Genomic DNA, 22,045 nt, shown 5'->3' on the forward strand with positions numbered 1-22,045 from the left:
CCGCGCTCAGGGGTGGCTCTTGATGTACTCGGCGGCCTTCGCCTGGTCGTCCTTGGTGAGGAGGAAGGCGGGCTGGAGCTGCTGGGCCGGGACCTTCTCGCCGTTCAGGATGTCCAGTGCGGTGTCCACGGACATCCGGCCCATCTTCTGCGTCTGCTGGACCATGGTGGCGTCGACGGTGCCCTTGGCGACCGCCTTGATGCCCGCGTAGTCACCGTCGAAGCCGACGATCAGGGGCTTCTTCCCGGCGCCCTTGGCGGCCTGTGCCGCACCCAGCGCCATCGCGTCGGCCTGGCCCCACATGATGTCGATGCCGGGGTGGGCCTGGAGCATGTCCTGGGCGACCGAGTACGCCTTGTCCTGCGCCCAGTCGGCGGTCTGCTGGGAGACCACCTTGACGCCGGGTGCGGCGGCGAGCGCCTGCTCGAACCCCTTCTGCCGGTCCACCTGCGGGGTGGTACCGATCTGGCCCTGAAGGATGGCCAGTTGCCCCTTTCCGCCCTTCTGCTTGATCACCCAGTCGCCGAGCGTCTTGGCGGCGGCGACGCTGTCGGTGGCGATGAAGGACTTGCCCGGCACGTCCGGTGGGTTGCGGTCGACCGTGACGACGGGGATCTTCGCGCGGTTCGCGGCCTTCACCGGGACACCGGCCGCCGTGGCGCCGGCCGGGATGTAGACGATCGCGCTGACCTGACGGCTGATGAAGTCCTGGATCTGGTTGACCTGGGTGGCCGCGTCGCCTCGGGCATCGGAGACGATGACCTTGATGCCCTTCTTCTTGGCCTCGGCTTCGACGGACTGCTTGATCTGGTTGAAGAAGTCGGCCTGGAGATTGGCCACGGACAGGCCGATCGTCACCGGCTTGCCGTCGGCCGTGGCCGCTCCGGCGTCCCCGCCTCGTCCACAGGCGGTGGCGCTCAGCGCCAGGGTGGCCACGATGCTGACCGCTATCGCAGGTTGGGTCTTCATGAGAACGGCTCCTTCGAGCAGAGCGGAGGGTGGTGCAGGGGTGAGCGATGGGTGAGGCCGGGGAGAGCGAAGGGAGTGGGTCGTACGGTGGTCAGCGCGTCTCGCGTCGCCGCAGTACGTCGAGCATCACGGCCAGCGCGATCACCACGCCGATGACGATCTGCTGGACGAACGGGGAAACACCCAGCAGGTTCAGGCCGTTGCGCAGCACGCCGATGATCAGGACGCCGAACAGCGTTCCGGTGATGGAGCCGACGCCGCCGCTGAGGCTCGCGCCGCCGATCACCACGGCGGCGATCGTGTCGAGTTCGTAGCCCGTACCGGCGCTCGGCTGCGAGGAGTCCAGGCGCATGGCCAGGAAGACCCCGGCCACACCGGCGAGCAGACCGGTCACGGTGTACACGAGCACCGTCCGCTTCCGCACGCTGATACCGGCGAGCCGCGCGACCTCGGAGCTGCCCCCGATCGCGTACAGCTCGCGACCGCCGGCCCGGTAACGCATGTACGCCCACCCGGCCGCGTACAACACCACGAGTACGAAGGTGGTGAAGGTGAAGATGCCGAGGTAGCGGGTGGTGGAGAGGTTGTCGAACCAGTCGGGGAAGCCGACGATCTGCTGTCCGTCGGTGATCACGTTGGCCAGGCCGCGGGCGACCGACATCATCGCCAGGGTCGCGATGAACGGCGGGAGCTTGGTGAAGGTGATGCCCAGCCCGTTGGCCAGACCGCACGCTCCGGCGACCCCGATCGCGGCGACGGCGCTGATCCACAGGGGCCATCCCTGGTCGTGGGAGAGCCAGCCGAGCACCATGGTCGCAAGGGCGAGGACCGCGCCGACCGACAGGTCGATGCCGCCCATGACGATCACCGCGGTCATACCGAGGGCCAGCAGGCCCAGGATCGCCGTCTGGTCGACGATGTTGAGCAGGTTGCTCTGGGTGAGGAAGTACGGCGTCGCTATGTAGAAGACGAGACACATGGCCAGCAGGCCGACGGCGGGGCCGCGTGATCCCGTCAGCAGTCCGGTCGCCCAGGTGTGTGCCCGCAGGCGCCGTTCGCCCGGTGGTTTGTCAACGGCCCTGGCCGCATCGCTGGTTGTGCTCATCGAAACCTCCGAATATCGACATTCCACGTATATACGACTCTTGAGGATGTCCTGGGCCGCGCGTCCGGTCTACCGGCGAGGTCGTCGCACCCGACGCCGTCGCATCGACGCCGCCGCGCCGGGCGGCGCGCTAGTTCATGAACATCCCGCCGTCGACATTGATCGCCTGACCGGTGATGTACTCCGCCTCCTCGGAGGCGAGAAAGAGCAGCAGGTTGGCGATGTCGTCGTGGGTGCCGGCGCGCCCCAGTGGGATGCCGGCGACCCATTCGGCCATGAGCTCACCCGGCTTGTAGTCGCCGAGCAGTCGGCCCCATTCGCGGTCGTTGTAGTCCCACATGTCGCTGCCGACGATGCCGGGGCAGTAGGCGTTCACCGTGATCCGGTCCTTCGCGAGCTCCTTCGCGAGGCTCTGGGTGAGTCCCACGACCCCGAACTTGCTCGCCGCGTAGTGCGGTGTGTAGACGAACCCCTGGCGGGCCTGTCCCGAGGCGGCGTTGAGGATGCGCCCTCCGCGTCCGTGCCGGCGCATGATGCCGGCTGCCGCCTGTGCGCACAGGAACGTACCGGTGGTGTTGACGGCCAGCACCTTCTGCCAGTCGGAGAGAGTCAGGTCCTCCAGTCGGCTGATCGTGATGACGCCGGCGTTGTTCACCAGAACGTCGAGGCCGCCCCATGTCTCGTCGGCCAGCGCGAAGGCGCGGGCGACGTCGTCGGCGGATGTCACGTCCGCGCGGACACCGAGCACACGGTCGGCGGCGCTCTGGGCGGCGGCGCTCTGGTCCGCAGCCTTCTCGGCCACAAGCTCGGCCAGCCGCTGGGCCGCCTCCTCGACGGCCGGCGACGCGTCGAGCATCAGCACGTCGGCGCCCTCCGCGGCGAACCGCGTCGCGACGCCGAGGCCGATGCCGCCTGCGGCTCCGGTGACGACGACGCTCTTCCCCTTGAACCGGCGTCCTTGGAAGCGGCTTCCTTCGAACCGGCCGGTCCCGGTCATGATCCGTCCCCGATGACCGAGGGGTGCGGCCGCGGCCCGGATGCGGGGTCGCCCCACGTCGAGCCTGCGGCGGCGAGAGGACGCTCCCGCGGCGGCGCGGGCAACGTCCCGGCCCCGGGGACGGAGGCGGGTTCCGAAGCGGCCGCGGCCTGGGATATGCCCTCGTCGTCCGAGGTCCGCAGGCGGGAGCGCCGTACCGCCGCGTACCAGTGCGCTCGCCGGGCCGCCCTGCTGTCGGGATCCTCGTCCGGTGTGTACGCATCCCGTGGGCGGTGCAGCCGCTCCAGGTCCGCCCGGCTCCACACACCGCCGCCGAGCCCCGCGAGATGGGCGGCACCCAGCGCCGACAGATCGCGGGCCCGGGCCCGTTCGACGACGCGTCCGCTGGTGTCCGCCTGCAACTGCATCAGCAGCGGGTTGCCGGTGGGGCCGCCGTCCGCGAGCAGTCGGACCACGGGGCCGATGTCCCGCTCCACCGCGGCCACGACATCCTCCACCTGGAACGCGATCGACTCCAGCGCGGCCCGCGCGAGCTGCGGTGTCTCCGTGCCGAACGTGACGCCACTGATCAGGCCGACGGCCTCCTCGTCCCACCAGGGCGCACCGAGTCCCCCGAACGCCGGGACGATGACGACGCCTTCGCTGCTGTCCGCGGCCAGGGAGGCCAACGTGGAGGGGTCGGTGCCGAGCAACTTGGCCAGCCAGGTGAGGGTGGCTCCGGTGGACCGGATGTTGCCCTCCACGGCCCAGGCCGGCCCGTCGACGTCCCAGGCGACGGTCAGGCACATTCCGGGGGAAGGACGGGTCGAGGAAGAGGTGACCGCCATGACCGACGATCCGGTTCCGTAGGTCGCCTTGACCGTCCCGCGCTGCCATCCGGCGTGGGCGAACAGGGCCGCGTGCGAGTCGCCGAGCACCGCGGTGACGGGGACGCCGTCCGGCAGGGGCGCGAGGCCGCGTGCCTGGGGGAAGGGGCCCTGCGAGGACACCACGCGGGGAAGGACGCCGGGCGGCACGTCGAACAGCCGCATGAGCCGTTCGTCCCAGGTGAGGCGGTGCACGTCGAACAGTTGGGTGCGGGCCGCGTTGCCCACCTCGATGAGGTGTTCACCGCCCAGCTTGTACAGCAGCCAGGAGTCGACCGTGCCGAGGCAGAGTTCGCCGGCGCGGCTGCGACGGCGCTCGGGGTCGTGGTGGTCCAGGAGCCATGCGGCCTTGGGGGCCGAGAACATGGGGTCGAGCGGCAGGCCGCTGACGTCGCGGACCAGCTCGGCGGAGTCCAGGGCCCGCAACAGGGACGCGTCCCCCACGGTGCGCTTGTCGAGCCAACTCACCAGGGGACTCAGTGGAGTTCCGGTGGCACGCTCCCACAGCAGCAGCGACTCGCGCTGCGTGCTGAGGCCGACGGCGGCGACACGTGTGGCGTCCTGGCCGTCCAGGCACTGCTCGACCGCTCGGCGGCAGCTCCGCCAGATGTCCTCGGCCGACTGTTCCACCCAGCCGGGTGCCGGGGTGGCCAGGGACACGGGCACGGATCCGCGCGCGACGATGTCTCCTCGTACGTCGACCAGGATCGCCTTGGTCGCGCTGGTGCCCTGGTCCAGGGCCAGCACGAGCGGACCGTCCGTCCCGGCCGTGGTGCCGACGCCTTCGGCGGCACCCGTCGAATCAGCCATGGTCATGCGCTCCGTCCGGGTTCTGGGCCATCAGCTCGCGAGCGGCGGCGGCGATGCCGTCGGCGGTCAGCCCGAAGTGCTCCAGCAGGAAGGCGGCGCTCCCGGTCGGCGCGAACTGCCGGTGCACGCCCAGGATCCGCATGGGCACGGGACGGTTCTGCGCCACGACACTGGCCACCGCCGCGCCGAGCCCGCCCGTGGTCGTCGCCTCCTCGGCCGTGACGATGCCCCGGGTCTCCCGGGCCGCCCGCAGTACCGCTTCCAGGTCGAGCGGCTCCACGAAGGTCATGTTCAGCACGCGTACGCCGATGCCCTCGGCCCGCAGTTTCCCGGCCGCCACGACGGCTCGGGAGACCATCGTCCCCACGGCCATGACGGTGATGTCGTTCCCGTCGGTGAGTTCGACACTGCGCCCGGGTGCGAACGGTGCGCCCTCCGGCGTGACCGAGGGGACCTTGAACCGCGGGACGCGCAGATAGGTCGGACCGTCCTGCGCGGCGGCCCAGCGCACGGCGGCGCGGGTCTGGGCCGGGTCCGCCGGCACGGCGACGGTCAGGTCGGCGATGGCCCGCATCCACGACAGGTCCTCGATCGAGTGGTGGGTCGGCCCCAGTTCCCCGTAGGCCATGCCGGGGCTCTGACCGCAGAGCACCAACGGCAGGCCGTTGTATGCGGCGTCCGTCTTGATCTGTTCGGTGGCCCGGCCGGTGAGGAACGGCCCCGCCGCGCTGACGAACGGGATGAACCCGCCGATCGCCAGTCCCGCGCCGACGCCGACGAGGTCCTGCTCGGCGATCCCGACGTTGATGAGCCGGTCCGGGTAGAGCTCCCGGAAACGTACGAGGTTGCTCGACCCGACGGAGTCGTTGCAGACGGCGACGATCCGCTCGTCCTCGGAGGCCAGGGCTATGAGTTCGTCCGCGAACGCCTGCCGGCAGTCGTAGGTCTGAGCTGTCTCGGGCATGAGTTCGGCAGTCATCGGCTGAGCTCCTCCAGCGCGGCGTGGACCTGTACGGCGTCCGGCACCTTGTGGTGCCACTCCACGCGGTCCTCGATGAACGACACGCCCTTGCCCTTGATGGTGTGGGCCACCACGGCGACCGGCTTGCCGGTCGTGGATGGGCGCAGGGCGGACAGCAGGTGTGCGTGGTCGTGTCCGTCGACGTCGCGCACCTCCCACCCGAAGCTCGCCCACTTGTCCGCGAGCGGCTCCAGGCGCTTGGTCTCCTCGGTTCGGTCGCCCTGTTGGAGGCGGTTGCGGTCGACGATCGTCGTGAGGGAGCCGAGGGAGTAGTGGGCGGCCGTCATCGCCGCCTCCCAGTTGCTGCCTTCCTGCAGTTCGCCGTCGCCGAGCACGACGAAGGTGCGGTACGAGGCCCCCGAAAGCCTGGCCGCCAGCGCACAGCCGACGCCGACGGGGAAGCCGTGCCCGAGCGGGCCGGTGTTCGTCTCGACGCCCGGGACCTTGCGCCGGTTCGGGTGACCGTTGAGCGGGGACAGCGGCGCCATGAACGTGTCCAGCTCGCGCGTCGGGAAGAAGCCGCTGTGGGCGAGGGTCGCGTACAGGGCCGCCGCGCAGTGCCCCTTGCTGAGGATGAACCGGTCGCGGTCGGGCTTGCGCGGGTTCTCGGGGTCGACGTCGAGGACTCCCCCGAACAGGGTGACGAGGATGTCGGTCACCGACAGGTCGCCGCCGATGTGGCCGAGTTGAGCGCGGTCGATCATCTGCACGATGCTGCGCCGCACCTCTGTCGACAGGTGCCGGAGGTCGCCGAGAAGGGGCTCCGGATCTCCTTCGGCGATACGCCGGCGCCGGGCCCGGAACCGGGTGACGCCATCTGGGTCTGTGCTGAGCATCTGAGTGTCCTTGATCGCTGACTCTTCGGGGGGTGACGGGCCTTCATGTGCCGAGCGGAGCGTCGGCCGGAGACCCGGCAGAGCGGGAGCGGGGCCGATGGGGTGGGGCTGCGACGGAGAGGCGGAGAGGATCCAGAAAGCTGCGAATATATATTCACTAGTGAATCGTGACGCCACTGATACTGGTGGCGTTTCAGCCATGTGTCAATAGGGATGAATCCAGGCGCCGGAGCCCCTCCTCAAGCGACACGGGTCGGTGTGACAGCAGCGCGCGGGCGCACCAAAAAGGCGACTGACCTGGATCGATACCCGTCAGACGCCTTTCGAGGATGTCGCTGCCACCGCGTCAGCCATCCCCACATGTTCATTCCAGGACTCACACACGCTCGCCGGCCGGACGGCGGTCGGCTCACGTCCCCTCGGAGGGCGATCCGCGTGAAACGGTCGTGGTACCCGAGGGGACGTCGGCCTGGGGAACGGGAGTCGGTGACGACGTCCGGCGTGCGGACGGTCAGGCGCTCAGCCTCTCGTCTTCTGCCTGACCCAGACACCGTTGGCCGTGAGAGGGGCGGTGCCGGCGAACTTGCCGGCGCTGCAGGCGCCCTTCTTGAAGACCGAGATGTCCTTGTGGTTGTCGGAGAGACTCCAGTTCGTCCAGCCGATCTTCTTCTTGGCCATGAGATCGATGAATTTCTGCGCCATGGCGTAGTCCTTGCCCCAGCCGTTCCAGGACGCGACGGCCCACTCCGAGACAAAGATCGGGAGCTTGTCCGAGGCCCGGTCCAGGCGCTTCAGGAACTGCTCTCGACCCGCCGTCGCGTAGAAGTGATACGTGTACATGACGTTCTTGGCACGTACGGGGTTGGCGATGATCTCCTGTTCCCTGGACGCCTCTGCCAGGCCGAGCGTGGCCCAGCCTCTCGTCGGGACCAGAACCACGCTGCCCGGAGCGCGGGAACGGATCACCGGAATGATCTTCTCCGAGTAGCTCTTGATCGTCGCCCAGCTCACACCGTTGGGCTCGTTGGCGATCTCGTAGATCACGTTGCGCTTGTGCTTGTGGCGCTCGGCGATCTGCTTGAAGAAGGTGCGCGCGTTGTCGAGGTCCTGGTGCGGGTCACCCGGGTGGATCGTGTGCCAGTCGACGATGACGTACATTCCGCGGGCGCTCGCCATGTCGACGAGCCGGCTCGCCATTTCGGTGTACTTCTTCGGATCCTTGACGTACGCGCCCTCCCGCGCATACGTCGAAACACGCAGAACGCTCGCCTTCCAGTCGTACGCCTGGGCGTCCAGCGCCGCTCCGGTCAGGCATTGCGGGTACCACTGGGTGCCGTGCGTGCTCATTCCCCGTAGCTGGACCGGCTTGCCGGATTCGGAGCACAGCTGCGTGCCGCAGACGTGGAGCTGGCCGTATCGCTGCACCGGGGTCTTGGCCTTGGGCGCCGGTGCGCTTTCCCCTGCGTGTGCCTGGGTCGCGGGAATGAGGCCCAGCGTCCCCGCGAGAGCCAATGAGGTCCATGCCGCGCGACGGCTGCGGGAAGTCAGTGAATGCATTTCTGCCTCCAGTTCCTTGGAGAAGGTGCCGATGCGCAAATATGACGAAAAGACACGTCACATTTGGCGAGGCGCCACCGCGATTCGTCCAAGCGGCAGGGAATGTTCACCTCTGTGGGGGCACGGTCAGCCATCCGAGGGCACCGCACCGGGCACCGCGTCGCCGGACACCTCACGCCGCGTCGCAGCAACCGCAGGGAGAAGCTCTCTGCGGCAACCGCCCCTCAGTTCTTCGGTGGGTGCCACTCCGAAGAATCCTTCCTTCGAGCGACCCGTACAGCAATCAGCCCATCCGAACGCACAGGGCACACTCGGTGTGGCTAGTGGTTTGGAGGTGACCACTACATTCAAGGAGCCCCCTCGGTCCGAGCAGGCGGCCACCTGCGTACTCCCCCAGCCACCGGATGACAAGGAGAAGTACTCCTACGCAAGGCGTCATCTGTGGGTACTCACGGCGGCCTCGCTCATCAGCATGGGCTGTCTCGTCTTCAGCCAGTTCAGGCTGATCCAGTCGTCACCGTGGCTGTTCGTCCTGCTGCCGTGCCTGGGCTTCAGCGTCCTGTATTACTTCGCCTCACTGCGCGTCAACGGCTTCACAGCCGACTTCGACCTCAGGGGCCACCGCCAACTGGTCCAGAACTGGCGCCCCGAGGAGTATCCGACGGTCGCCGTGTTCCTGCCGGTGTGCGGCGAGCCCGTCGACGTTCTGGAAAACACCTGGAGGCATGTGCGCCGACTCGCCGACCGCTATCCCGGAAGGGCCACCGCATACGTACTCGACGACTCCGCCAATCCGGAGCTCGCCGACATGGCCACGGAGCTCGGCTTCGTCTACGGGAGCCGGCCCAACCCCGGCTGGTTCAAGAAGGCAGGCAACCTGCACTACGGCCTGGGCATCTCCGACGAGGAGTACGTCCTCATCCTCGACGCCGACTTCGCCCCCCGGGCGGATCTGCTGGAGGAACTGCTGCCGTACATGGAGAGTGACCCGGAAATCGGCATCGTCCAGTCACCGCAGTACTTCCGCGTGACCGACCGCCAGACGTGGATCGAGCGTGGCGCGGGTTCCGTTCAGGAGCTGTTCTACCGGGCGATCCAGGTTTCTCGTCAGCGCCATGGCGGCGCCATCTGTGTGGGCAGTTGCGCCGTGTACCGGAGGAAAGCCCTGGAGGCCAACGGCGGTACGACTCTGATCGAGCATTCGGAGGACGTGCACACCGGTTTCGACCTGGGGCGTCTTGGCTGGGGCCTGCGCTATGTGCCGATTCCCCTCGCCACCGGGAATTGCCCGGACAACGTGAGCGCCTTCTACCATCAGCAATACCGTTGGTGCTCGGGTTCCATGAGTCTGCTGGGAAGCAAGAAGTTCTGGACCACGAAGCTCAGGTTCACCACCCGGCTCTGCTATTTCTCCGGCTTCCTCTACTACCTCCACACGGCGCTCTTCACCTTCCTGGCACCGCTGCTCCCGGTCGTGCTGCTGTTGGTCATGCCCGAAAAACTCAAGGTCGAGTACATGCTGCTGGTCCTTCCCAGCGTCATCTACACGGTGTTGATCTTCCCGTTGTGGCACAAGTGCCCCTACCGGATCGAAGCATGGGCCGTGCGTCTGTTGTACGGCTGGGCACACCTGTTCGCCATCTGGGACATCGCACGCGGCAGGAGACAGGCCTGGCGGCCCACCGGCTCGGCGGCCGCGGGCAGGAACACCAACCGGCGGTTCCGGGTCGGTGTCCGGGTCTGGAGCGGCGGTACGGCCCTGCTGTGGGTGGGCATCGCGGTCTGGCGCATGCTCACTCTGTACCCGCCCGATTTCGCCCTGGTGCTGGCCTCCGGCCTGTTCTACGCCGTGATCGTGGGCCGCGTCATCGTTCCGCACCGTGGCGCCGCGGAGGAATCCGTTTCCGGGGTCGCGCGCCGAAAGCTGGAGCCCGCTGAGAATCTCGGAGGGCTTTGAAGCAACGCGAGCAAGCAGAGGTCCTCAGAGTCCGGATCGGGGCGGCTCTGAGGACCTCTGCGTGCTCGTGTTCGGCCGAGGACTGGCCGTACCGACGGGAGGGCCCGGCGTCGGGTGAGGTCAGCCTTCCTCGATCGTCGCGGTGACGGGCGTGCCGAGCTCCACCGTGCGGCTGACCGTGCACAGCCGGTCGTGCGAGGTCCTGACCGCTCGCGGGAGGATCGCCCGGGCACGGTCCGCGCCCTCGCCCTTGCCGTCGCCGTCGCCGTCGCCGTCGCCGTCCGGGAAGGTGACGGAAAAGGTGACCGTCAGGTCGGTCATCCGGTTGCCGAGCTCGTCACTGACCTTGTCGCCGGTCACCGCGACGGAGAACCTGGTGGGCTCCGCGTGGCGACTGGTGGCGACATCGACGTCCGCCGCCGAGCACCCTCCGATCGCGGCGAGCAACAGCTCGACCGGGGTGAACGCGGTGTCACCGTGAGCGGAGGAACTCGTACCGAAGGTGATCGCGGCGCCGCGAGCGTTCGTCGCGACGAAATGGCCGGTGCTGATTCGCTCGACGGTGACGGAGCGCAGGGAGTCTTCGGTCATACCGCCGACCCTAGCGCCGGGGGGCAGGCGTGCGGGCTGTGGGCGTGCGGGCCACAAGGTCGCCGTGACGGCCGCACGGTCACGGCAACCGCACGATGTCTCGCCGGAGCGTGCCGAGGAACCGTACGTGTGGCCGGTCGCCCGGGGCGTCGGGGGTGACGGCGGCGCGCACGCCGTACACCTCGGCGATGAGTTCCTCGGTCACCACCTCCGCCGGACTGCCCGCCGCCACCACCCGGCCCTCGTTCAGCACCACGAGCACGTCGCAGTACATCGCCGCCAGGTTCAGGTCGTGCAGGGCGATGACGGTGGTGACGGGGAGTTCCGTGACGAGGGTCAGCAGGTCGAGCTGATGCTGGATGTCGAGGTGGTTGGTGGGTTCGTCGAGAAGGAGTTCGCGTGGTTCCTGGGCGAGGGCGCGGGCGATCTGGACACGCTGGCGTTCGCCGCCGGACAGGGTGTGCCAGAGGCGGTCGGCCCGCTCGGTGAGGCCGGTGCGGTCCAGAGCGGCACGTACGGCCTGCTCGTCGGCCGGGGTGCTGGGGGTCCAGGCGCGACGGTGCGGAACGCGGCCGAGGCGTACGACGTCCAGAACGGTCAACTCGGTCTGGGTGTCCGCCTGTTGTTCGACGACCGCCAGTCGACGGGCGACCGCTCGGCGGCTGAACTCGCGCAGCGGTCGGCCGTCGAGGGTGACGACGCCGGAGGCGGGGGTGAGAACGCCGGCGAGCAGGCGCAGGAGGGTGGACTTGCCGGAGCCGTTGGGGCCGAGCAGACCCGTGACGGATCCGGGGGCCGGGGTGAAGCTGACCCCGTCCAGGATCAGCTGTCCGGCGGCGGTGCGGGAGACGCGGTCGGCACTGAGGGTCATCGGGGTCCCCTCCGGGTGCGGTAGAGGACGAGGACGAAGGCCGGTACGCCGATCAGGGAGGTGACGACGCCGACCGGTATCTCCTGCGGGTCGAGGACCGTACGGGCCAGGGTGTCGACCCACACCAGGAACACCGCTCCGGCGAGCGCGGTCACCGGCAGCAGCCGAGTGTGCCCGGGGCCGGTGAGGGCGCGGGCGGCGTGCGGCAGGACGAGACCGACGAAACCGATGGCGCCGGCCGAGCTGACCAGAGCGGCGGTCAACAGGGCCGTGACGCACAGCAGCACCAGCCGGGTCCGGGCGACGGAGACCCCGAGCGAGGCCGCCGCGTCCTGTCCGAAGGCGAAGGCGTCCAGCGTCCGCGCGGAGCCGAGGCACACGACGAGGGCGATCGCCAGCGCGGTCAGGCACAGCCACACGTCGTTCCAGCCGGCGCCGCCGAGCGAGCCGAGGAGCCAGAACAGGACGCCCTGGGTGGTCTGGGCGTCGGCGGCCGTCAGCACGACGAAGGAGGTGAGCGCGGAGAACAGTTGCATGGCGGCGACTCCGGCCAGCACGACCCGGTCCGTCGTGGCGCCGAGGGTGTGGCTGAGCAGCAGCACCAGGGCGAAGGAGCAGACGGCTCCGACGAAGGCGCCGCCGGAGACGGACAGCGCGCCGCCGCCCGCGCCGAGGACGACCACCACGACCGCGCCCGTGGAGGCCCCGGAGGAGACGCCGAGGACGAAGGGGTCGGCGAGCGGGTTGCGCAGCAGGGACTGCATGACCGCTCCGCACACCGCGAGCCCGGCGCCGCAGACGGCGGCGAGCAGGGTGCGGGGCAGTCGCAGGTTCCACACGATGCCGTCCCGGATCGGGCTCAACTGCGAGGGCCCGCCGCCGAGATGGGCGGCCACCGCCGACCACACGTCGCCGACGCCGATGTCCGCGGGGCCGATGGTGATGGCCACGGCGAGGGACCCGGCCAGGGTCACGAGGCCGGCCACCGTCCGCAGCACCGTGGCCGTGACGGACGAGGTCGTCACCCGGCGAGCCCGTCGGCGCGCAGGGCCGCGGCCACCTTCTCGACGCCTTCGACGGTGCGGATCGTGGGGTTCATGGCCTGGCCGCTGAGCAGGACGTACCTCTTGTTCCTCACCGCGTCCATGTTTCTGGTCGCCGGATTGGACTCCAGGAAGGCGATCTTCTTCGCGGCGGTCTCGGCGGTCTGCGACTCGCGGGTGAGATCACCGATCACCAGGACGTCGGGGTCGCGGTCCGCGACGGTCTCCCAGTTGATCTGCGGCCATTCCTGCTTCGTGTCGTCGAAGACGTTCTTCGCGCCGAGTGCGTCGGTGATGATGCCGGGGGCTCCGCAGCAGCCCGCCATGTAGGGGGACTCCTGGTTCGCGAACCAGTACAGGACCGAGGTGCGGGAGGCGTCGATCCCGGAGGTGGCCTTCGCGACCCGGGCCTTCAGCGCCGCGACGAGCTTCTCGCCCCGCGTCTCGACGCCGAAGATCTTCGCCAGGTCTCGTATCTCGCCGTAGACCGACTCCATGGTCAGCGGCTTGGTACGGGCTCCGTCGCCGTCCCCGCTGTTGTCCTTGCCCTCGCAGTCGGCGGGAGAGAGGTACGTCGGCACGCCCAGCTCCTCGAACTTCTCGCGGGGGGCCACGCCGCCCTCTCGCAGGGTGGAGGCGAAGGAGGCGGCGACGAAGTCGGGTTCGGTGTCCAGAACCTTCTCGAAGGCGGGCTGGTTGTCGGAGAGCCGGGGCACGCGGGCGTTGGCCTTGGCGAGTCCCTTCATGACCGGATCGGTCCAGGTGGCGGTGCCCGCCATCCGGTCGGCGAGGCCGAGGGAGAGCATGATCTCGGTCGTGCCCTGGTTCAGGGACACGGCTCGCTTCGGCGGTGACGGGATCCGGGTCTGCTGCCCGCAGTTGTCCAGGGTGAGGTCTTTCGAGGTGGCGGCCGGGTCGGAGGACCCGGTGGACGAGCCGCCGCAGGCCGTCAGGAGGAGCGCCCCGGAGAGGAGCAGGGTGGAGCGGCGAACTGCACGGGTGACGGGCACACAACATCCTCTGGCGTCGAGGGCCCGGTCGCGGGGCCCGTTCGTACGGGTCGCCAGCAGGTCTTCGGACTCGGGATCACCCGGTCGGAGCGCCTTCCCGGACCCTGGTCACGTGTGACCGTCGTCCAGTGGCTCGTGTTGCCCCGCCCGTCACCCTCACCGCTGCGCGTCAGTTCCGGATTCGCACCGGATTCCCTTGACTGGCCTGGGCAAATTATCACGTCATCACACAGACCCGACGGGCGGCGGACGGTGGGGCCGTCGGCCGCCACACAGCGACCGAGGTCGGCAGGGCAATGCAGGTCACAGCGGCAGGGAGTGCAAGGTCACAGCGGTGTCCTCTGCCGCTCCTTTGTCGGTCTGGCCTAGCATCCGAGCATGACGGTCCTGCCTGACGACGGGCTCTCGCTGGCCGCCGAGTTCCCTGACGCGACGCACGAGCAGTGGCAACGCCTGGTGGCGGGCGTCCTGCAGAAGTCGGGTAAGGAAGTCTCGGGGGAGGCAGCGGAAGACGCCCTGTCCACCGCGTTGGAGGACGGGTTGCGCACCCGCCCCCTGTACACCGCGAACCATGTGACGCCCGAGCCCGGCCTTCCCGGTTTCCCACCGTTCGTGAGGGGCGGCCGGGCCGAGGGAAGCATCACCGGCGGCTGGGACGTCAGACAACGGCACGCCGTGGCCAGCGGCGACGTGGTGCTCGGGGATCTGGAGAACGGCGTCACCTCGCTGTGGCTGGTCGTCGGGGCGGGCGGCCTCCCGCTCGGCTCCCTCGGCCGGGTCCTCGACGGCGTCCTTCTCGACCTCGCGCCGGTGGTCCTGGACGCGGGCAGCGATCTCGACTCCGCCGCACGGGAGTTGCTGGGTCTGTACGAGGAGCGGGGCGTCGCCAGGCACGCGGCGCGCGGCAACCTGGGCGCCGACCCGCTGGCCCACGAGGCCCGTACGGGCGACGCGTTGGACTTCGCGCCGGTCGCCTCTCTCGCGCGGCTGTGCGCGGACGAGTACCCGGGGCTGCGTGCGCTGACCGTGGACGCCCTGCCGTACCACGAGGCCGGCGGCTCGGCCGCGCAGGAACTGGGCGCCTCCCTGGCGACCGGCGTCGCCTACCTCCGTGGGCTGACCGAGGCGGGTCTCTCCGTCGAACAGGCCTGTGCGCAGCTGGAGTTCCGTTACGCGGCCACCGCCGACCAGTTCCTCACCGTAGCCAAGCTGCGCGCGGCCCGCCGGCTGTGGGCGCGGGTCGCCGAGGTGTGCGGGGCGCCGGGTGCCGGGGCGCAGGTGCAGCACGCCGTGACGTCGCCGGTGATGATGACGCGCCGCGACCCGTGGGTGAACATGCTGCGCACGACCATCGCGACGCTCGCCGCCGGGGTCGGCGGCGCCGACTCCGTCACCGTGCTCCCCTTCGATCACGCCCTGGGCCTGCCGGACGCGTTCGCGCGCCGCATCGCCCGCAACACCTCGACGATCCTGGTCGAGGAGTCCCATCTGTCGCGGGTGATCGACCCGGCGGGCGGGTCCTGGTACGTGGAGGGGCTGACGGACGAACTCGCCCAGGCGGGCTGGGAGTTCTTCCAACGGATCGAGGGCGTCGGCGGTCAGGCCGCCGCCCTGCGCTCGGGCCGTCTCGGCCAGGACCTCGCGGACACCTGGGAGGCGCGCAGCGCGAAGCTCGCCAAGCGGCGCGAACCCATCACCGGTGTCAGCGAGTTCCCGAACCTCGCCGAACCTCCCGTGGAGCGTGAAGCGGCGCCCGAGCCGCCGTCCGGCGGGCTTCCGCGGGTGCGGCGCGACGAGGCGTACGAAGCGCTGCGGGCCCGCTCCGACGCCCGTCTCGACGCCACCGGAACCAGGCCGCGCGTCTATCTGGCCACGATCGGCCCCGCGGCCGCGCACACCGCGCGCACGACCTTCGCCGCCAACCTCTTCCAGGCCGGCGGCATCGAGCCCGTCACCGAGGGCACCTTCGAGGACAGTGGTGCCACCGAGGTCTGCCTCTGCTCCAGCGACACGCTGTACGAGGAGCAGGCCGAGAGCACCGCCCAAGACCTCAGGGCGGCAGGTGCCCGCCATGTGTTCCTGGCCGGCCGCCCCGGGCAGTACACCGGTGTCGACGCCTATGTCTTCGCGGGCTGTGACGCCGTCGCCGTGCTCTCCGCCACCCTCGACCGCATGGGAGTGTCCTGATGGGAATCCCCGACTTCACCGGGATCGAACTGGGGACGCCCACCACCGACGGCAGTGCCGACGAGTGGCGCAAGGCCCTCGAGAAGGCGACCGGCGGGGACGAGGCGTTCTGGGAGACCCCGGAAGGCATCGCGGTCAAGCCGCTGTACACGGGCCGTGACCTGGAGGGCCTTGACTTCCTGGGCACCTACCCGGGCGTCGCCCCGTACCTGCGCGGCCCCTATCCGACGATGTACGTCAACCAGCCGTGGACGATCCGCCAGTACGCGGGTTTCTCCACCGCCGAGGAGTCCAACGCCTTCTACCGCCGCAACCTCGCGGCCGGCCAGAAGGGCCTGTCGGTCGCCTTCGACCTGCCCACCCACCGCGGCTACGACAGCGACCACCCGCGGGTGACCGGCGACGTCGGCATGGCGGGCGTGGCGATCGACTCGATCTACGACATGCGGCAGCTCTTCGACGGCATCCCGCTGGACAGGATGTCCGTGTCGATGACGATGAACGGCGCGGTGCTGCCGGTGCTGGCGCTGTACATCGTGGCGGCGGAGGAACAGGGCGTAGCGCCTCAGAAGCTGGCCGGGACCATCCAGAACGACATCCTCAAGGAGTTCATGGTCCGCAACACGTACATCTATCCGCCGAAGCCGTCGATGCGGATCATCTCCGACATCTTCGCGTTCACCTCGCAGCGGATGCCGCGCTACAACTCCATCTCCATCTCGGGCTACCACATCCAGGAGGCGGGTGCGACGGCCGACCTGGAGCTGGCGTACACGCTCGCGGACGGTGTGGAGTACATCCGCGCGGGCCGTGAGGTCGGCCTGGACGTGGACGCGTTCGCGCCCCGGCTCTCCTTCTTCTGGGCGATCGGCATGAACTTCTTCATGGAGATCGCCAAGTTGCGGGCGGCCCGGCTGCTCTGGGCCAAACTGGTCCGGCAGTTCGACCCGCAGAACGCCAAGTCCCTTTCCCTGCGCACCCATTCGCAGACCTCGGGCTGGTCGCTGACCGCGCAGGACGTGTTCAACAACGTGACGCGAACGTGTGTGGAGGCGATGGCCGCGACCCAGGGCCACACTCAGTCGCTGCACACCAACGCCCTCGACGAGGCGCTCGCGCTGCCCACCGACTTCTCGGCGCGCATCGCCCGCAACACGCAGCTGCTGCTCCAGCAGGAGTCGGGCACCAACCGGGTCATCGACCCGTGGGGCGGCAGCGCCTACGTGGAGAAGCTGACGTACGACCTCGCCCGCCGGGCCTGGCAGCACATCGAGGAGGTCGAGGCGGCGGGCGGCATGGCCAAGGCCATCGACGCCGGCATCCCCAAGCTGCGCATCGAGGAGGCCGCGGCCCGCACCCAGGCCCGTATCGACTCCGGCCGTCAGCCGGTGATCGGCGTGAACAAGTACCGCGTCGAGACCGACGAGAAGATCGACGTCCTCAAGGTCGACAACTCCTCCGTCCGCACCCAGCAGATCGAGAAGCTGCGGCGGCTGCGGGCGGAGCGCGACGAACGGGCCTGCCAGGACTCGCTGGACGCGCTGACCCGGGCGGCCGGGGGCGAGGGCAACCTGCTGGAGCTGGCGGTGCGCGCGGCCCGCGCGAAGGCCACCGTGGGGGAGATCTCCGACGCCCTGGAGAAGGTGTACGGCCGGCACGCGAGCCAGATCCGTACCATCTCCGGCGTGTACCGAAACGAAGCAGGCGAGTCCCCGTCCGTGGACCGCACCAGGGCCTTGGTGGACACCTTCGCCGAGAACGAGGGGCGGCGGCCCCGCATCCTGGTCGCCAAGATGGGCCAGGACGGTCACGACCGCGGCCAGAAGGTGATCGCCACCGCCTTCGCCGACCTCGGTTTCGACGTGGACGTCGGCCCGCTGTTCCAGACCCCGGCCGAGGTGGCCCGCCAGGCCGTAGAGGCGGACGTGCACATCGTCGGGGTCTCCTCGCTGGCCGCGGGCCATCTGACCCTCGTACCGGCGCTGCGTGAGCAACTCGCCGAGGAGGGCCGCGAGGACATCATGATCGTCGTCGGGGGTGTCATCCCGCCGCAGGACGTGCCGACCCTGCTGGAGATGGGCGCCGCGGCCGTGTTCCCGCCCGGGACGGTGATTCCGGACGCGGCCCACGACCTGGTGACGCGACTGTCGGCCGGCCTCGGGCATCCGCAGTGATCGATCTCGACGCGTATGTGAAGGGCGTGCTCGACGGGAAGCGGGCGATCGTGGCCCGTGCCATCACGCTCGTCGAGTCCACCCGCCCCCAACACCGGGCGCTGGCACAGGAGTTGCTGACGGAGCTGCTTCCGCACAGCGGCCGGGCGCGGCGGATCGGGATCAGTGGGGTCCCGGGCGTGGGCAAGTCGACCTTCATCGACACGTTCGGCACCATGCTGACCTCGCTGGGGCACCGGGTGGCCGTGCTGGCGGTCGACCCCTCATCCACCCGGACCGGCGGCTCGATCCTGGGCGACAAGACCCGTATGGAGCGGCTGGCCGTCGACCCGGCGGCCTTCGTCCGCCCCTCCCCGAGCGCGGGCACTCTCGGCGGGGTCGCCAAGGCCACCCGCGAGTCGATGGTGGTGATGGAGGCGGCGGGCTACGACGTCGTGGTGGTCGAGACGGTCGGCGTCGGCCAGTCCGAGACCGCCGTCGCCGACATGGTCGACTCGTTCCTCCTGCTCACCCTGGCCCGCACCGGGGACCAGTTGCAGGGCATCAAGAAGGGCGTCCTGGAGCTGGCCGACGTCATCGCCGTCAACAAGGCGGACGGCCCGCACGAGCGCGACGCCCGCGCGGCGGCACGGGAGTTGACGGGTGCGCTGCGCCTCATGCACGGCAAGGACGCCGCCTGGACCCCGCCGGTCCTCAGTTGCAGCGCCCGTGAGTCGACCGGCCTGGACACCGTCTGGGAGCGCCTGGAGCAGCACCGCACCCTGCTGGACTCCACCGGGCGGCTCTCCGCCAAGCGCAGCGAACAGCAGGTCGACTGGGCGTGGTCGATGGTCCGCGACGAGTTGCTCGGCCGGTTGCACGCCGACCCCGCCGTGCGGGACATCGCTCCCGGTCTCGAACAGCAGGTGCGCGACGGCGCGTTGACGGCGACGCTGGCCGCGGAGCGCATCCTGAAGGCGTTCGGCGGGCCGGGCCGCTGACGGCGCGGCCCGGCCCTGGGCCCGCTGGGGGATGACCGGCCGTCGTGACCGCTGCCGCGCTCCGTCCAGCCCTGCCTAAGCTGTACAGATGTTCGATACATCTTCGCCGGCCGAGTTACGCGCCACCGAGTACGGCTACCTGGACGAGAACAAGCACATCTACCTGGACCACACGGGCGCCGCTCTGCCCGCCAGGCGACAACTGCGCGCCCACGCCGACCGGATCACCGCCAACGCCTTCGGCAACCCGCACTCGGAGAACCCCACGAGCGCTGCGTCCGAGGCCCTGGTACGCAGCGCGAGGCACGCTGTGCTGCGGTTCCTCAACGCCGACCCGCGCGAATACGCCGTCGTCTTCACACCCAACGCGACCGGCGCCATACGACTGGTCGGAGAGGCGTATCCGTTCACCGGGCTCAGCCGTCTGCTGCTCACCGCCGACAACCACAACTCCGTCAACGGCCTTCGCGAATACGCCCGTTCACGCGGCGCCGACACCAACTACGTACCGTTGGACGAGCCCGAGCTGAGGATTTCCGACGACGCGCTCGACCGGGCGCTCACCGCCGCCGGCGGCGACAACAGCGGGCTGTTCGCGTTCCCCGCGCAGAGCAACTTCTCCGGGGTCCAGCACCCGTTGGCGTGGATCGAACGCGCTCAGGCCCACGGCTACGAGGTCCTGCTCGACGCCGCGGCCTTCGCGCCCGCCAACCGGCTGGACCTGAGCGTGATACGGCCCGACTTCACCGCGATCAGCTGGTACAAGGTCTTCGGCTACCCCACCGGCATCGGCTCCCTCGTCGCGCGCCGTGCGGCCCTGAACCGGCTTCGCCGCCCGTGGTTCTCCGGCGGGACGATCCAGGTCGCCAGCGCCGGGGGCCGGTGGCACCGCATGGCCGACGACGAGACCGCCTTCGAGGACGGCACCCTGGACTTCCTTTCCATACCCGACGTCGAGGTGGGCCTGGACTGGATCCGCTCGATAGGCATCGACACCGTCCACGACCACGTCACCGGCCTGGCCCGGTCCCTCCTCGACGGCCTGCGCGCCCTGCGGCACGCGAACGGCGAACCCATGGCCCGCCTCTACGGCCCCCTCGGCTCGGACATGCGCGGCGCGACCATCAGCCTCAACCTCTTCGACCCGCGAGGGCAGGTCATCGACGAACGCGCGGTCAGCCGCGACAGCACCGCCCGCGGGATCTCCCTGCGCACCGGCTGCTTCTGCAACCCGGGCGCCGGCGAGGCCGCCTTCGCCATCGACCCGTCGGCCCTTGGCGGAGTGACGCTCACCGTCACCGGCACCGTCGACGACTACCTCGTCGGCCTCGGCCTCCCCTCCGGCGGCGCCGTCCGTGTCTCCCTCGGCCTGTCCTCCAACCAGGCCGACGTCGACTCCTTCCTCGAATTCGTCACCGACACCTACCGCGACCGCACTCCCCGAACCGACGGCCTCGAGCCCCGACTTCATTGCTGAGTCACGCCGGCCCGGCGCGGCAAAAGACAGTGACCCGCCATTTTTCCTCTTTGCCTCCGCCAATTGATCGCCCCCTTTGATCAAGTCCTGACCCCGATCGCCTGAGGGCACGGCTCCAGGTCAGACAGCCCTCAGCAGCGTCGGCCGACCGCGGCGCGCCGCCGACGAGGCCGAGCGTCACCGCGATCCGTGCCTCGCCCGTGGCTCATTCCGTCTATCGTGGAAAATCAGTTAATGACGACCCGTGTCGAGGCAGACAGCACATGAGGAAACCGCAGATCGACTACGCGGCGGTCTTCCGGGCCCTGCCCGGCATGGTGGCACTGCTCACCCCTGAGCTGGTGTACGCCGACGCCAACGACGACTTCCTGCGGCTGGCCCGCCGCACCCGCGAGCAACTGCTGGGCCGCTACATCTTCGACGTCTTCCCCGAGAACCCGAACGACCCGGCCGCGGCGGGCATGCAGGAGACACAGGCATCGATGCTGCGGGTGGTGCAGACCGGCGAGCGCGACACGATGGCGCTGATCCGCTACGACATCGAGGATCCCGCCCGCCCGGGATACTGGCGGGAGCACTACTGGAGCCCGGTCAACGCGCCCGTCCTCGGCCCCGACGGCAAGGTGGCGCTGGTCGTGCACCGGGTGGAGGAGGTCACGGAACTCATCCGCGCCCGCGGCGGGCCGGTCGGCGACGACCGGGCCCGCGTGCTGGAGGCCGAGCTGTACACCCGCGCCCGGGAACTGCAGGACATCAACGAACGGTTGCGCCAGGCGCACGCCCGAGAGCGCGAGGTCGCCCTGGCACTGCAGGCGGCGATGCTGCCCGCGCCCGGCCCGATCGGTCCGCACGAGGCGGCCGTGCGCTACCGGCCCGCCATCGGCGCCCTGAACGTGTGCGGCGACTGGTACGACCTGGTCGACCTGCCCGGCGACAACCTCGCGGTCGCGGTCGGCGACGTCGTCGGCCACGGCCTCGCGGCCGCCTGTGCCATGGGACAGCTGCGCAGCGCACTGAGCGCGGCCTGCCGCGTCGCCGACGGCCCGGCCCGGGCCCTGGAGGCGCTCGGCCTGTACGCCCGCTTCGTCGAGGGCGCCGAGTCGACCACCGTCGTGACGACCTTCATCGACTGGGCCAGTCACACCGTCACCTACTCCTGCGCCGGACACCCACCACCCGTGCTCGTGGACCCCGACGGCAACATCACCTTCCTGGACCAGGCCACCGATCCCCCGCTCGCCGCCCGCCCCGAACACCTCCCCCGCCCCCAGGCCCGTGCCCCGTTCACCGCGGGTTCCACCCTGGTCCTGTACACGGACGGCCTCATCGAACGCCGCGACGAGGACATCGACACCGGCCTGGCCCGCCTCGCCGACTCCCTGATCCGCCACCGGCATGCCGACCCCGAGCCCCTGTCCGACGCCCTCCTGGCCGACCTGCTTCCCGTCGGCGGCAACACCGACGACACGGCGCTCATCGCCATCCGCCTGTGACCATTTCTTTCGCCCGAAACCGAGGGTGAGCGGACGATTTCATTCCGGCTGAATTCCGCATGGCGGCCATCCGGGCAGGTCGCTGCATGAGGAAAAGGGTT

At 69.8% G+C, this 22,045-nt stretch carries 17 protein-coding genes and 1 riboswitch; of the genes, 6 read left to right on the top strand and 11 right to left on the bottom strand.

Going from position 1 to position 22,045, the window contains the following annotated elements; all coding sequences use genetic code 11:
- Positions 1-6: 6 nt before the first annotated feature.
- The 7 genes from OHA64_RS07005 to OHA64_RS07035 form a co-directional block, all read right to left on the bottom strand.
- Complete coding sequence (locus OHA64_RS07005) at positions 7-969, bottom strand: substrate-binding domain-containing protein (RefSeq protein WP_405609523.1); 963 nt, start codon at positions 967-969, stop codon at positions 7-9.
- Between the two features lie 91 nt (positions 970-1,060).
- Positions 1,061-2,074: an ABC transporter permease gene (locus OHA64_RS07010; RefSeq protein WP_405609526.1), complete on the bottom strand. Its 1,014-nt coding sequence runs from the start codon at positions 2,072-2,074 to the stop codon at positions 1,061-1,063.
- A 130-nt stretch (positions 2,075-2,204) separates the two neighbouring features.
- On the bottom strand, positions 2,205-3,071 hold the full coding sequence (locus OHA64_RS07015) for an SDR family oxidoreductase (protein ID WP_405609529.1): 867 nt from the start codon (positions 3,069-3,071) through the stop codon (positions 2,205-2,207).
- Positions 3,068-4,747 carry a glycerol kinase gene (locus OHA64_RS07020; RefSeq protein ID WP_405609532.1) on the bottom strand — a complete coding sequence of 560 codons (1,680 nt, stop codon included), beginning with the start codon at positions 4,745-4,747 and terminating at the stop codon, positions 3,068-3,070. Before OHA64_RS07020 ends, OHA64_RS07015 begins: the two co-directional genes overlap by 4 nt.
- Entirely contained in the window at positions 4,740-5,726 is a 987-nt protein-coding gene (locus OHA64_RS07025) for a transketolase family protein (protein WP_405609535.1), read from the bottom strand. The genes OHA64_RS07020 and OHA64_RS07025 overlap by 8 nt, the downstream gene beginning before the upstream one ends.
- Positions 5,723-6,604 (bottom strand): transketolase, encoded by an 882-nt coding sequence (locus OHA64_RS07030; RefSeq protein WP_405609538.1) that lies wholly within the window; start codon positions 6,602-6,604, stop codon positions 5,723-5,725. Before OHA64_RS07030 ends, OHA64_RS07025 begins: the two co-directional genes overlap by 4 nt.
- Positions 6,605-7,123: 519 nt before the next feature.
- A complete protein-coding gene (locus tag OHA64_RS07035; protein ID WP_405609541.1) occupies positions 7,124-8,161 on the bottom strand; it encodes a glycoside hydrolase family 5 protein in 1,038 nt (345 codons plus the stop codon).
- 472 nt (positions 8,162-8,633) lie between these two features.
- Here OHA64_RS07035 and OHA64_RS07040 point away from each other — a divergent pair, with 472 nt between their 5' ends.
- Complete coding sequence (locus OHA64_RS07040; RefSeq protein ID WP_405623881.1) at positions 8,634-10,118, top strand: glycosyltransferase family 2 protein; 1,485 nt, start codon at positions 8,634-8,636, stop codon at positions 10,116-10,118.
- 120 nt (positions 10,119-10,238) lie between these two features.
- On the opposite strand, the gene OHA64_RS07045 is transcribed toward OHA64_RS07040, so the two are convergent.
- The 4 genes from OHA64_RS07045 to OHA64_RS07060 all read right to left on the bottom strand — a co-directional run bounded on the left by OHA64_RS07045 (position 10,239) and on the right by OHA64_RS07060 (position 13,633).
- Positions 10,239-10,709 (bottom strand): OsmC family protein, encoded by a 471-nt coding sequence (locus OHA64_RS07045; protein ID WP_405609544.1) that lies wholly within the window; start codon positions 10,707-10,709, stop codon positions 10,239-10,241.
- A 79-nt stretch (positions 10,710-10,788) separates the two neighbouring features.
- Positions 10,789-11,580 carry an ABC transporter ATP-binding protein gene (locus OHA64_RS07050; RefSeq protein ID WP_405609547.1) on the bottom strand — a complete coding sequence of 264 codons (792 nt, stop codon included), beginning with the start codon at positions 11,578-11,580 and terminating at the stop codon, positions 10,789-10,791.
- Positions 11,577-12,578, bottom strand: coding sequence for a FecCD family ABC transporter permease (locus OHA64_RS07055; protein WP_405623882.1), 1,002 nt, complete (start codon positions 12,576-12,578; stop codon positions 11,577-11,579). Before OHA64_RS07055 ends, OHA64_RS07050 begins: the two co-directional genes overlap by 4 nt.
- 23 nt (positions 12,579-12,601) lie before the next feature.
- Positions 12,602-13,633, bottom strand: coding sequence for an ABC transporter substrate-binding protein (locus tag OHA64_RS07060; protein ID WP_405609550.1), 1,032 nt, complete (start codon positions 13,631-13,633; stop codon positions 12,602-12,604).
- Positions 13,634-13,670: 37 nt separating this feature from the next.
- A riboswitch (cobalamin riboswitch) is annotated at positions 13,671-13,853 on the bottom strand.
- Positions 13,854-14,011: 158 nt separating this feature from the next.
- Between OHA64_RS07060 and OHA64_RS07065 the strand changes: the two genes are divergently transcribed.
- The 5 genes from OHA64_RS07065 to OHA64_RS07085 all read left to right on the top strand — a co-directional run bounded on the left by OHA64_RS07065 (position 14,012) and on the right by OHA64_RS07085 (position 21,944).
- Complete coding sequence (locus OHA64_RS07065) at positions 14,012-15,820, top strand: methylmalonyl-CoA mutase family protein (protein ID WP_405609553.1); 1,809 nt, start codon at positions 14,012-14,014, stop codon at positions 15,818-15,820.
- Complete coding sequence (gene scpA, locus OHA64_RS07070) at positions 15,820-17,994, top strand: methylmalonyl-CoA mutase (protein ID WP_405609556.1); 2,175 nt, start codon at positions 15,820-15,822, stop codon at positions 17,992-17,994. Before OHA64_RS07065 ends, scpA begins: the two co-directional genes overlap by 1 nt.
- On the top strand, positions 17,991-18,974 hold the full coding sequence (meaB, locus tag OHA64_RS07075; protein ID WP_405609559.1) for a methylmalonyl Co-A mutase-associated GTPase MeaB: 984 nt from the start codon (positions 17,991-17,993) through the stop codon (positions 18,972-18,974). Before scpA ends, meaB begins: the two co-directional genes overlap by 4 nt.
- Before the next feature lie 88 nt (positions 18,975-19,062).
- Entirely contained in the window at positions 19,063-20,451 is a 1,389-nt protein-coding gene (locus OHA64_RS07080) for an aminotransferase class V-fold PLP-dependent enzyme (protein WP_405609562.1), read from the top strand.
- A 263-nt stretch (positions 20,452-20,714) separates the two neighbouring features.
- Positions 20,715-21,944: a PP2C family protein-serine/threonine phosphatase gene (locus OHA64_RS07085; protein ID WP_405609565.1), complete on the top strand. Its 1,230-nt coding sequence runs from the start codon at positions 20,715-20,717 to the stop codon at positions 21,942-21,944.
- Positions 21,945-22,045: the final 101 nt, after the last annotated feature.

This window comes from Streptomyces sp. NBC_00076 (assembly GCF_045041235.1).
Taxonomy (GTDB): domain Bacteria; phylum Actinomycetota; class Actinomycetes; order Streptomycetales; family Streptomycetaceae; genus Streptomyces.